The sequence below is a fragment of the Carnobacterium sp. GW821-FHT04C06 genome (genome assembly GCF_059420345.1).
Map to the genome: position 1 here is coordinate 248,820 of NZ_JBWKTN010000001.1, position 12,741 is coordinate 261,560.

At 37.1% G+C, this 12,741-nt stretch carries 12 protein-coding genes; 1 reads left to right on the forward strand and 11 read right to left on the reverse strand.

Annotation, left to right across the window (positions count from 1 at the left end; all coding sequences use genetic code 11):
* Positions 1-74: 74 nt before the first annotated feature.
* The gene (locus tag AC07SW_RS01205; RefSeq protein WP_034569426.1) at positions 75-437 is read right to left on the reverse strand and encodes an Asp23/Gls24 family envelope stress response protein; all 363 of its coding nucleotides are present in this window, start codon (positions 435-437) and stop codon (positions 75-77) included.
* A gap of 320 nt (positions 438-757) precedes the next feature.
* Between AC07SW_RS01205 and rpmB the strand changes: the two genes are divergently transcribed.
* Positions 758-946, forward strand: coding sequence for a 50S ribosomal protein L28 (gene rpmB, locus AC07SW_RS01210; RefSeq protein WP_034569423.1), 189 nt, complete (start codon positions 758-760; stop codon positions 944-946).
* 92 nt (positions 947-1,038) lie between these two features.
* Here rpmB and AC07SW_RS01215 read toward each other — a convergent pair whose 3' ends face one another.
* The 10 genes from AC07SW_RS01215 to coaBC all read right to left on the reverse strand — a co-directional run bounded on the left by AC07SW_RS01215 (position 1,039) and on the right by coaBC (position 12,653).
* Positions 1,039-1,692 (reverse strand): thiamine diphosphokinase, encoded by a 654-nt coding sequence (locus AC07SW_RS01215; protein ID WP_135018590.1) that lies wholly within the window; start codon positions 1,690-1,692, stop codon positions 1,039-1,041.
* Positions 1,689-2,342, reverse strand: a complete 654-nt coding sequence (gene rpe / locus AC07SW_RS01220; RefSeq protein WP_494632103.1) for a ribulose-phosphate 3-epimerase — start codon at positions 2,340-2,342, stop codon at positions 1,689-1,691. The genes AC07SW_RS01215 and rpe overlap by 4 nt, the downstream gene beginning before the upstream one ends.
* A gap of 14 nt (positions 2,343-2,356) precedes the next feature.
* A complete protein-coding gene (gene rsgA / locus AC07SW_RS01225; RefSeq protein ID WP_494632105.1) occupies positions 2,357-3,253 on the reverse strand; it encodes a ribosome small subunit-dependent GTPase A in 897 nt (298 codons plus the stop codon).
* Positions 3,254-3,391: 138 nt separating this feature from the next.
* On the reverse strand, positions 3,392-5,392 hold the full coding sequence (gene pknB / locus AC07SW_RS01230; protein WP_034569414.1) for a Stk1 family PASTA domain-containing Ser/Thr kinase: 2,001 nt from the start codon (positions 5,390-5,392) through the stop codon (positions 3,392-3,394).
* A gap of 5 nt (positions 5,393-5,397) precedes the next feature.
* Positions 5,398-6,141, reverse strand: coding sequence for a Stp1/IreP family PP2C-type Ser/Thr phosphatase (locus tag AC07SW_RS01235; protein WP_074402586.1), 744 nt, complete (start codon positions 6,139-6,141; stop codon positions 5,398-5,400).
* Between the two features lie 31 nt (positions 6,142-6,172).
* Positions 6,173-7,552, reverse strand: a complete 1,380-nt coding sequence (gene rsmB / locus AC07SW_RS01240; protein WP_494632106.1) for a 16S rRNA (cytosine(967)-C(5))-methyltransferase RsmB — start codon at positions 7,550-7,552, stop codon at positions 6,173-6,175.
* A complete protein-coding gene (gene fmt, locus AC07SW_RS01245) occupies positions 7,545-8,495 on the reverse strand; it encodes a methionyl-tRNA formyltransferase (RefSeq protein ID WP_034569407.1) in 951 nt (316 codons plus the stop codon). Before fmt ends, rsmB begins: the two co-directional genes overlap by 8 nt.
* 1 nt (position 8,496) lies before the next feature.
* Complete coding sequence (gene def / locus AC07SW_RS01250) at positions 8,497-8,988, reverse strand: peptide deformylase (RefSeq protein WP_311907505.1); 492 nt, start codon at positions 8,986-8,988, stop codon at positions 8,497-8,499.
* 29 nt (positions 8,989-9,017) lie between these two features.
* The gene (gene priA / locus AC07SW_RS01255) at positions 9,018-11,432 is read right to left on the reverse strand and encodes a primosomal protein N' (protein WP_494632107.1); all 2,415 of its coding nucleotides are present in this window, start codon (positions 11,430-11,432) and stop codon (positions 9,018-9,020) included.
* Positions 11,433-11,447: 15 nt separating this feature from the next.
* Positions 11,448-12,653, reverse strand: a complete 1,206-nt coding sequence (coaBC, locus tag AC07SW_RS01260) for a bifunctional phosphopantothenoylcysteine decarboxylase/phosphopantothenate--cysteine ligase CoaBC (RefSeq protein WP_135023793.1) — start codon at positions 12,651-12,653, stop codon at positions 11,448-11,450.
* Between the last annotated feature and the right edge of the window lie 88 nt (positions 12,654-12,741).

The window sequence follows — 12,741 nt, forward strand, 5'->3', positions numbered from 1 at the left end:
TAATTTTGTTACTTCCACCGATATTATCCTCCTTTGTCACTCTTATTTTAATGAGTGACATTGACCATTTGTTATTAGTCTTTCATTACACGAACGCCTTGAACATATACGTTCACTGCATTTGCTGATACGCCTAACATTGTTTCTAAATTATACTTCACTTTTTCTTGTACGTTACGACAAACTTCAGAAATTTTTGTTCCGTAACTTACGATGATAAAGACATCTACAGCTACTCCATTTTCTTCTTGTTTGACTACAACGCCACGTGAATAGTTTTCTTTTTTTAGAATATCATTTAAGTTGTCACGAATTTGGTTTTTACTTGCCATACCCACGATTCCATAGATATCTGTTGCCGCACCACCAACTACAGTTGCAATAACTTCATTAGTAATGTCGATTGTTCCAAATTGTGTTTTGATTTTAACTGCCATGTTAAAAATCCTCCCTTTGGCTAAATAAGCCATAAATTACTATTCTATATTTTAGCATAGCTCCCTCGATTTTAAAAGGTTTATCCGATAAACTCTTATAAACATGCCATTTACTTAAAACAATATAACTAATTTTTTAGACTTTGACAATCAAAATAAACAATTTCTCACTACTATTTTACTCTTTTATAGGTTCAATTAAGTGTCAAGTAAAAATACTTGAAAGAAAACTATTGCAAAGCATCGCTAATTATGATAAATTATTGAGGTATGAATTATTGAAGCTTTGCTTCGAGATATCGGCAAAGGAGGAAAGAATAATGGCAAAAGTTTGTGTAATTACTGGACGCAAGAGTAAAAGTGGTAACCGTCGCTCTCACGCGATGAATGCTAACAAACGTACTTGGAAAGCTAACTTACAAAAAGTTCGTATTTTAGTTGACGGCAAACCTAAAAAAGTTTGGGTTTCAGCTCGTGCACTTAAATCAGGTAAAGTTGAACGTGTTTAATTTAAAGCATTGAAGAACCTGCTCTTATCAGAGATAGGTTCTTTTTTTATCTAAAAAATCCCAGCTAACGACGTGTTAGCTGGGATTTTTTCTCAGTCTTTACTTTGGATGACTGCAATGATTCCTGACTCAAAAGAAAATTCACCCGTCTCTTTTAAGAATTCATTACTTCCTAATGATGTTGGATACGCAAAATCAGCTTGATCTAATTGATATTTTTCATCAAATAAAGACAACTTTGTAACAGGTGTCAGACACGTAAAACCTAAATATTTTTTATCTGGCTCTTTTGTCAGTTGATAATGTCCTGGTAGATAATAACGAATGGAATTGTTTTGATCGACTAATTGAATTTTAGCTGCATTTTTTTTGAAACGTGGCTGTAAGACCATCCACAGATTGGAAAGGAAATGATCTAAACGACCTCCTGTTGCTCCTAATAAAATGACTTTTGTAGCTTCTAGTTCATCTAACGCTACTGATAAAGCCAACTCTGCATCTGTTTCATCTTTTTCAGACTGGCATCGTCGAACATCTTTTACATGCTCTTGAATAAGTTCGTAATCCGTTGCTGTAATGGAATCGAAGTCGCCTAACGCAATTAATTGATTGATGCCAGCTTTTACTAAGCGTAATGAGCCACGATCGACACCAATCCAACCATCTACTTTTTTTGACCACTCCATAAGATCAGGAACTGATTCTAATGGTCCACCTAGCAAAATAGCGATTACTTTCGAACTCATTTAGCAAGAGCCTCCTTCAAATGTTGAATTTGTTTTTGAGGATCTTCAGCATTGTAAACGTAAGAACCTGCTACAAAAACATCTGCCCCCGCTTGCTTACATTGTTTTGCTGTTTCTGGCACAATGCCACCGTCAACTTCAATTTCATAATGATAGTGGTTTGCTTCTTTTAATTGCTTTAGCTTTTCAATTTTTTTCAATGTTTCTGGAATAAAACTTTGGCCACCAAAACCAGGATTAACGGTCATGACTAAAACCATGTCACATTCTGAAAGAACGTATTCAACAGCTGCTACTGGTGTTCCCGGATTTAATACAACACCCGCTCTAACCCCTGCATTTTTAATCATTTGAATAGCACGATGAATGTGTGGTGTACTTTCAACGTGAACCGTAATAATATCTGCACCCGCTTTTGCAAAATTTTCAATGTATTTTTCTGGATTTTCAATCATTAAATGGCAATCTAAAGGAAGTTTGGTTACTGGACGAATCGCTGAAACGATGTTTGGTCCAAGGGTAATATTTGGCACAAAATGACCATCCATTACGTCCACATGAATATAATCTGCGCCTCCTTCTTCGACAATACGGATATCTCTTTCTAAATTAGCAAAATCGGCACTTAAAATAGATGGTGAAATTTTCATAGTGATGCTCCTTTTTAATGTTTTTTTGTGTATTTAGGTTTGCGATTTTCAATTTCTTCTAAAAATTGCAAGTAATGTTGGTAACGATACGCTTCAATTTCTCCAGTTGCCAATTCTTCTTGAACTTTACAGCCAGGTTCTTTACGATGCATACAGCCTCTAAAACGACATTCTGCTTGAACCTCAACAAATTCAGGGAAAAGTTCTGGAAGTTCTTCTGATTCGATTTCAGCAAATTCAATTGAACCAAAACCGGGTGTATCTGCTACAAGTCCACCAAATAGTGGCAGTAGTTCGACGTGCCTTGTAGTATGCTTTCCACGGCCTAAGGCGTTTGAAATGACACCTGTTTCTAAATCAAGTTCTGGCGCGATTTGATTGAGTAGCGTTGACTTTCCTGCTCCTGATTGTCCCATAAAAACGGTTAACTTATCTTTAAACGCAGCAGTCAGTTCCTCAACAGCTTGGGTAGGTTCTTTGGGATTAGGTAAAATAACTGAATAACCAATTTTTTGGTAGGCTTTTTTAAAGGCGACCATTTCTTGGTAGGCTGTTTCATCAAGTAAATCTGTTTTAGTAATGTATATCAAGCCTTTGATTTTTTTACTTTCCAGCGTGACTAAAAAACGATCTAATAAATTGGTTGAAAAAGTTGGTTCAATCGCTGACATTACTACAACGCCTAAATCAACATTGGCAACAGCTGGTCGAATCAGTTCATTTTTTCGAGGCAAAAGCTTTTTTAAAATTCCATCTGTTACGTTGTCACTTTCAAAAAGGACCTCATCACCAACTAGTGGGATTAGATTTTGATTTCTAAAATTTCCTCTTCCTCTTGTTTGATAAGTTTCGCCCTCATGATAGACATAATAAAACCCACTTAATGCTTTTCGAATTTGACCAATTGTCAAAAAATCCACTCCTTTTATTGAATAAAAGTTCTCTTATTTTACTCTACTGAAAGAACGCTTAGATTGCAACTATTTTCTGATGATTTTAGAGATATTTAAAAAGCCAATTCATTTAGTAAAAATGAATTGGCTTTTAACTTATTTCACAACGTTGTTATCTTCTAGAATGGTAACCCCATCACGTACTACTTTATATTTCCCTGCTGTTCCTTCTTTTAATTTAAAGGTCAAGTCAATAACGGTGTCTTTCGTAATCGTCAGTTTTTGGTAAACTGTTCCGTAACTATGTTCATCGTCTTCAATATAAATTTCAATTGTATTTGGTGTAAGTGTACTGCTTGAAGATGCTGAATTTTGTGAACTGCTGCTATCGCTTGAACTGCTGTCGCTGCTTACTGCACTATCCATTGTCTGAGATGCTTTGTAAGGGACTGTAATTGATTTAGTAAAGGTGTTGACTGGAACTTCTTTTGGACCTTTTGAAATAACAGCTGAAATAGAGTTACCACTATAAACGGTTGAACCGGCTTTTGGTTCTTGAGAGATTACTTGTCCATTGGTGATTTCATCTGAAAACTCTTCTGTAAATGTTACTTTTAGACCTAAGCTAGTTGCATAATCTTGAACACCTTTTTTCGAATAACCTGCAAAATCAATCAAGGTTTGTCCTTTTTCTCCAGAACTGACTACAAAACTAACTGTTGTTTCACTTGGAATCACTTCTGAACCTGAGTCAAGATCTTGGCTAATAATTGACCCTGAGGTTACAGAATCGCTACTCTCTTCAGTAAATTCTACTTTGTATCCTTGACGTACTAATTTTGCTTTGACTTCTTGGTAGTCATCGCCAACATAATTCCCAAACTTCACTGTTTTTTTACCTGAACTGATAAATAAGTCTACAGCTGAGTTTTCTTTTACTTCCTTCTCTTCTTTAGGATCTGTTCGAATCACTTTGCCTTCTGCAATTTTTTCATTGGCTTCCTCTGTTACTTTTCCTACCTTCAACTTAAGCTTAGCCAATTCACGTTCTGCTTGTGATTCTGTCATTCCTGATAAATCAGGAATCGTTACTTCTTTTGGGGCGCTTAAGGCAATGGCAAAAAAGCCAATCACTGCTAGTAGTAAGATGCCTAAAATTGAGAAGAAAATTAGTTTTTTCTTTTTCTTTTTTTTCTTTTTTTGATTATCTTGTGTTACTTCTTCTTTAATTGGAGAAGCGGATTTTTCCTCAACAGGTGGTTCAACAGGTAGCTGTTCGTGAATTCTAGTCACTTCTAACATGCTAGCTGGCTCAAATTTAGGTTCATCAAGTCGTTGTGGTGACAAAGATGTTGCTAAATCACTCGCCATTTCTTCTGCTGAAGTATAACGATCTGTTGCTTCTTTAGCAGTCGCTTTTAAAACGACATTTTCCAAGGCTTGTGGAATTCTCGTATCAAAGTCTTTTACCGATGGAACCGTTTCTTGGAAATGTTTTAACGCAATCGAGACAGCTGATTCGCCTTCAAAGGGAACGGTGCCTGTTAACATCTCATACAAGATAATCCCCATGGCATAAATATCCGATTGTTTCGTCGCCATGCTGCCTCTTGCTTGTTCTGGTGATAAATAATGAACAGAGCCTAATAAGGAATTTGTTTGTGTAATGGAAGTTTCAGATAGTGCAACCGCAATTCCGAAATCAGTAATTTTTACGACACCATTTTCATCAACTAAAATATTTTGTGGTTTTAAATCACGATGAATAATCCGATTGTGATGGGCATCAGCCACGGCGGATAGAATTTGTTCCATCATATCAATCACTTTTTGATACGGTATTGGAAAATAGTTATGGATGTATTTTTTTAAATCCGTCCCTTTAACATATTCCATCACAATATATTGCGAATTATCTTCTTCACCCACATCATAAACGCTCACGATATTTGGATGAACCAATTCTGTTGCGGAAAGGGCTTCTCTTTGGAAACGGCGGATAACATCTTGGTCTTCTCTAAAATCATAACGCAATACTTTAACAGCAACATCACGATCTAAAATTAAATCATGTGCAAGATAGACATTTGCCATCCCACCGCCACCAACAGTACCAATGATTTTATATCTTCCACTTAACTTTTTTCCTATTTCCATGGATATTATTGCTCCTCTCTTGTGGCAAAATCAGCTAATAATACGGTTATATTATCAATTCCACCTCGTTCATTAGCTAATGATACTAATTTTTCAACTTTTAAATCAACTGAAATTGGCTCTTTTAGGATCTCTTTGATTTCATTATCTGATAACATATTCGTTAAACCATCTGAACAAAGTAATAAACTATTTTCAACTCCAACAGGGAAAATCGCAATATCGATATCAATTTCTGCTGAAACACCCAACGAACGAGTTAACACGTTTTTTCTTGGGTGGTTAACGGCTGCTTCGGATGAAATTTCACCACTTTTTAATAGTTCATTTACTAGCGAATGGTCTTCTGTTAGTTGCAACATTTTGTCATTTCCATATAAATAACCACGACTATCACCAATATTGGCAATCACGATTTCTGAATCGAATAATGCAGCTGCGACTAATGTCGTTCCCATGCCATCTAAATCAGAATACTGGTTAGATTTCCCTACAATGCGCTCATTTTCGATACTAATATGTTTTAACATCCATTTTGTTACTTCCTCAGAAGTCGTTAGCTGACTTTCTTCCCAAGCATGACCTAAGTGAGAAACTGCCATTTCACTGGCAACATCACCAGCTTTATGCCCACCCATACCATCACAAACAACAGCTAAAGTGATGCCTTTTTTATTTTTAAAATGTCCAGCGTAGTCTTGATTATTTTTTCTTATTTTTCCAATATCACTATGAAATACAATTTGCATTTCTCCACCTCGTTTATGTCTTCATGATTGATTATTCTGCTATTTTTTTGATGCAACTAATAAAAAATCCATCTGTTTCAAAATCATGAGGATAAATTTGTACAAAGCCATCTGCAGTTACACAAGGCTGTAATTTTTCGCCAACGGCTACTTCAATTTTCTCAAATTCTGGATGATTTTTCAAAAATGCTTCAACGGTTTCAGTATTTTCTTGTTTCGTAATCGTACAAGTACTATAAACCATTATACCGTAAAGTTTCAACTTTGGCGCTACACTTTCTAAGATTTCTAATTGAATTTTTTGTAAATTTTTGAAGTCTGCTGCTTTTTTAGTGTATTTAATGTCTGGCTTGCGACGCATTAAACCTAAACCTGAGCATGGAGCGTCAACTAAAATACGATCAAATAATCCATCTTCAAATACCTCATCAACTTTTCTAGCATCTAACGTACGGCCTTCTACGACTTCTGAAACGTGTAAACGAGCTGCATTTTCTTCTACTAGTTTAACTTTATGGGCATGTAAATCTAAAGCAATTACTTTTCCACCTGCTTCTTTATCCAGATAAGATGCAATATGAGTCGTTTTTCCACCTGGAGCTGAACAGGCATCTAAAACTAAATGATGGGGTTCGATTTGAAGCGCAGGTGCGACAAGCATTGAGCTTTCATCTTGAATGGTTAATTGACCGGATGAGAATAACGGCGAAGAAGCAAAATGTCCACCATTGCTAATGATGCCCACAGGTGATACTTCACTTTTACGAACGTCAAAGCCTTCTTCTTCCATTGCTTCAATCGCTTCATCAACGGTTAAAAAGCGTTCATTTACTCGAGCGCTCGCATGACTTGGTTGTAATAAGGAAAGTCCCATCGCTTTTGTTTCTTCTAATCCAAGTTCTGCAACAAAATTTTCTACCAACCATTCTGGCATGCTGATTTCAAGACTAAGACGTTTGATATCGTCTTTGATGTCTGCAATATTTTTAAAGCCACGGCGTTCAGCGTTACGCAAAACTCCATTGACAAATTTACTAACTCCAACGTGTCCTTTTTTCTTTGCAATTTCTGCGGCTTCAAAAAGAATCGCGTGTTGTGGAATTTTGTCTAAGTAAATCATTTGATAGATCGACAAACGCAATAGATTTTGCACCCATGTATCCACTTTTTTTGCAGAGTCAATAAAATCTGACAGATAGAAATCCAAGGTGATTTTACGTTGTAAAACGCCGTAAACAAGCTCAGTTAATAACCCTGCATCTGGTCCACTCAGTTTGTTTTTTTCAATTGCATCATTTAGCAATAAATTTGAATAGGCATTATTTTTTTCAGTCTTATCTAAGATAGACATTGCAATGTAACGGCTTGTTTTTTTAGTATTGCGTTTCTCTTTTTTCACTTCGTTAGTCATTCGTTCCCACCATTTCTCCAACTTCAAGTTTATGGCCAACACCGCGTAGGTATTCTTCTACTGATAATCGTCCTTTTCCTGCTGGTTGAATTTCATTTAATTCTAAAACTGTATTTGCGCCACAAGCAACAGCGATACTTGTCGGTTCAATTGTAATAATCGTTCCTGGTTCAGCCTTTGTTTCTTTTTTAGTCGGGGTTACTGCCCATATTTTAAGACGATTCCCACCAAGTGTTGTATACGCTCCTGGCCACGGACGCATGCCTCTTACTTGGCAATCGATTTCAGTAGCGTTTTTATTCCAATCAATCACTTCTTCTTCACGGGTAATATTAGGTGAATACGTTACTTTTTCTTCATCTTGCTTAATCGGTTGGATATTTCCTGCAATGAGTTCTGGAATGGTTTCTAATAGTAAATCACGACCTAGTACGCTCAAACGGTCAAATAACGTCCCTACATCATCGGCTCTTGTAATTGGTAAGGAACGCTGATTTAAAATATCTCCTGCATCCATTTTCTTTTCCATATACATAATTGAAACACCGGTTTCTTTTTCGCCTTTTATTAATGAATAATGTACTGGAGCGCCACCACGGTATTTTGGCAATAATGAAGCATGGACATTAATCGCACGATATTTAGGCACTTCTAATAATTTAGTTGGTAGAAATTGACCAAAGGCAGCTGTCACAATTAAATCTGGTGCTAACTCGATGATTTCTGCCATTTCAGGAGAACCACTGATTTTTTCAGGTTGTAAAACTTTTAAATGATGCTTCAATGCCGCTTCTTTGACTGGCGGAGGAGTTAAGATTTTTTTACGACCGACTGGGCGGTCTGGTTGCGTAACCACTGCAAGAATTTCATAGTTTTCCTCAATTAAAGCTTCTAATATTGGAACTGAAAATGCAGGTGTTCCCATAAAAACGATTTTTGTCATATTACTCTTCTCCTTCCATATAGGCTTCCAAGTCTTCAGGGGCTATTGGATCAATAATTTTATCGGTAAATAATTTGCCATCTAAATGTTCGATTTCATGTTGAAAAGCTCTTGCGAGATAATCATCGGCTTCAACTTCGTATTCTTCACCTGTGCGGTCAAAGTAACGAACGACAACGCGTTCAGCTCGCTCGACAGTTCCATAGACTTCTGGAAAGCTTAAGCAACCCTCCACATCAATACTGCTACCAGATGATTCAATGATTTCTGGGTTGATCATTTCAAATAAGCCAGTATCTTCGTCTAATTCGACAATAGCAATTCTAAGATCTTGATTGACCTGAGGTGCTGCAATGCCTATGCCATCATGTTGAATCATTGTGTCGTACATATCTTCAAGTAGTTGGATGATTTCATCTGTAATTTCTTTGACTTTCTTAGTAGGGGTTTCTAAAATTTCATCTGGGTATTTCACTACTGGTAAAACGGCCATTATAGATTCCTTCTTTCTGCTAATTCGCCTTAAATAAAGTGCATGGGTTCAGAATCAATACTGACTTGCAAACCTTTTGCCATTTCTCGTTGCGATTGATTTAAAATTTCATGTAAAGTTGTAAACAGTTGGGGTTCATTTTTATATTTGATAATCGTTTGATAATAGTAGCGATTATTAACACGAGCCACTGCTTTGGGTGTTGGTCCTAAAAGAATTGTCTCGGGCTTTATAACAGGTTTAATCACCTGAATAATGTCTTGCATTTTTTTGGCTGCCTTTAGCTCTTCTTCATGACTTGTGGTAATTAGAATTGTAAAATAGTAAGGCGGATAGCCACCACGATGTCTTAAAAGCATTTCATGTTGATAAAAATGATCGTAGTCATGTTCTTTTGCTAGTTGTATTGCATAGTGTTCTGGATTGTAGGTTTGGACAATGACTTCACCAGTCAGTTCAGCACGTCCCGCTCTCCCACTAACTTGAGTGAGGAGTTGGAAAGTTCGTTCACTTGCTCTAAAATCGGGTAACCCTAGTGCTGTATCAGCATTGATAACACCCACTAAGGTAATGTTAGGAAAGTCGAGTCCCTTTGCAATCATTTGTGTACCCAATAAAACATCTGCTTCGCCATTGCCAAAGGCCGTTAAAAGCTTTTCATGAGCCCCTTTTTTTCTAGTTGTGTCGACATCCATTCGAATCACAGAAGCTTCTGGAATCAGCGTTAGTAACTCTTCTTCAATTTTTTGAGTACCTGTGCCATAATAACGGATTTTGTGCCCTTTACAACTTGGACAAGTATGGGGAATTCCTTCTTCATGCCCGCAATAATGGCATTTCATTGTCTTCGTGTCCATGTGAAGCGTTAATGAAATATCACAATTTGGACAAGGCAATACAAAGCCACAATCGCGACACATCACAAAGGAAGAATAGCCGCGTCTGTTCAACAATAACACGATTTGTTCTTTTTTGGCAATGCGTTCTCGGATTTTTTCTTGTAAAACTAATGAAAAGCTACTACGATTTTGTTTTTTAACTTCTTCTCGCATATCCACAACTTCAACTTCCGGCAGTGCTTTTTTATTTGCTCGCTCAGTTAGTTCAAGCAATGTGTATACTTTTTTTTGCGCTCTAGCACGTGATTCTAAGGAGGGCGTCGCACTTCCTAAGATTACTGGGCAGTGATGATACTCACTACGCCACAACGCGATATCTCGTGCATGGTAACGAGGGCTTTCATCTTGCTTATAGGTTGCTTCATGTTCTTCATCAATTATAATGACTCCGATGTTTTCAACTGGAGCAAAAATAGACGATCTTGCCCCTACTACAACCTTTGCTTCGCCTCGTTCAATCTTACGCCATTCGTCGTACTTTTCACCAACTGATAATCCGCTATGCAAAACAGCTACCGCTTCGCCAAAACGACCTTTGAAATGATTGACCATTTGCGGAGTCAATGCAATTTCAGGTACTAACATTAAGGCACTCTTGCCTCTTTTAAGTGTTTCAGCAATGGTTTGTAAGTAGACCTCTGTCTTGCCACTACCTGTAACGCCTTTTAAAAGGAAGGTTTCATTGCGATCTTCTGTAACAGCTTTTAAAATGGGGGCTAACGCTACTGCTTGACTTGACGTTAACGTAAATGCTTCTGTTTGTGCAAACTCTTTATCTTTAAATGGATCACGGTACACTTCAGTTTCAAAAATTTCTATCCATTTTTTATTAGCGCCTTCTCTTAAAACAGCAGAAGTCAACTCTGTTAATTGAGTAATTTCTTCCACACTGGTTGTTTCCTCACCTAAAGTTTCAAGAAAATCTAGTAATTGATGTTGTTTAGGTCCTCTTTTCCCGAGAGAATCATGGGCTTCTTTGATTTCAGTGAATGTTAATAAATTTTTGACCATCCGCTTCTTCTTCGTTCGGGCTTGATTTTTTACAACATAAATCACTTCAACGAGTTGTTGTTGTTTTAATTTCATTAGAGGAACTAGCAACTCTTTTTCTTCGGCTTCTTCCCAGCTGATTTCTAGGTTGTCTTTAAAGAATTTTTGAATGTCTGGATCGATTGATTCTGAGACTAGACGAATTTTTTTCTCGTATTTCGCCTTCATCACGCTTGGCAGCATCGTTTGCAGACAGGTAATTTGAAACGCAAACGTAGTGGCTGCCATATAGGTGCCTAGGGATAGCATTTCTTCGTTCAAAACGGGTGTTAAGTCCATCACGTTGTCAATAAACTTAAGGATGCCTTCATAATCTGTTGAGTGTTGGATTTCCACTACAAACCCTTGAACTTTTCTGCCACCTTTACCAAATGGAACTTCTACTCGCATTCCACGTTTTAATTGACTTTCAAATGCTTCTGGAATGCCATAATCATAAGGTCGATTTGTTTGCATTGTTGGCACGTCAACAATCACTTTTGCAATGGAAACCATGTTTTCTCACACCCTTTATTTCTTGATTTTTGATAATGCCACTTGTAGAATTTCGTCAGCAATTAAATCTTTACTGCGGACAGACACATGAATAGGTTCTTGATCATTCGTGAAAATGGTCACTTCATTGGTATCTGAATTAAATCCCGTGTCACTTTTTGAGACATCATTTGCAACAATCATATCGGCTTTCTTTTTAGCTAACTTTCCTTTAGCGTATTCTGCTAAATTAGTTGTTTCTGCCGCAAAGCCAATTAGTAATTGATGGTCTTTCATTTTGCCTAGCGTCGCTAAAATATCGGTTGTCTTTTCTAATTCTAAAGTAAGCAAGGACTCTGTTTTTTTTATTTTTTCTTTCGCTTCTTGAATTGGTCGATAATCTGAAACGGCAGCTGCCATAATTACGATATCGCTTGTTGCAAATCGTTCTAGGACGGCTTGCTCCATTTCCTGTGAGGATTCAACGATGACTCTCGTCACATTAACGGGTAAGGGCAAATTGCTCATTGTGCTGATTAAGGTTACGTCAGCACCTAATAAGCTCGCTGATTTTGCTAAGCTGTATCCCATTTTCCCTGAGGAATCATTGGTAATAAAGCGAACTGGATCAATTCGTTCTTTTGTCCCACCAGCTGTGATGATGACTTTTTTAGTTGATAATGGCAAATCAATTTGTTGTTCCAATAATCCAGCTTCAATAAATGCTAAAATTTCATCTGGTTCAGGTAGGCGACCTTTTCCAACATAGCCTTCTGCTAAAAAACCAGTATTTGGTTCAATAATCATTCGTCCATCGACTTGTAATGTAGTTAAATTGCGGACAGTTGCCGGATTTTCAAACATGTGTTGATTCATTGCAGGTGCGATAAAAATTGGGGCTGTTGTCGCTAAAAGAGCGGTTGAAACGAAATCATCTGCAATTCCGTTCGCCATTTTGGCAATGATATTAGCGGTTGCCGGAGCTACGACAGCTAAATCACACCAATCAGCCAAGTGAATATGCGCGACTTCTGAACTCACCTTTTCATCAAAAGTATCTAGGTAAACATCATTTTTACTTAACACTTGAAAAGTCAATGGTGTGACAAATTCAGTGGCAGAAGCAGTCATTGCTACTTTTACATCTGCTCCTGCTTTAATAAATTTCCGCACCAAATCACAAACTTTATAAACAGCAATGCCACCTGTAACATAAACGGCAATTTTTTTGTTTTTTAACATACCCAACAACTCCCTTGTTTGAAATCATTCTTTTCTATTTTACTAAAAAAAAGTCGTTTTGTCTTTGGAATTCAGTTAAAGTCTTGGT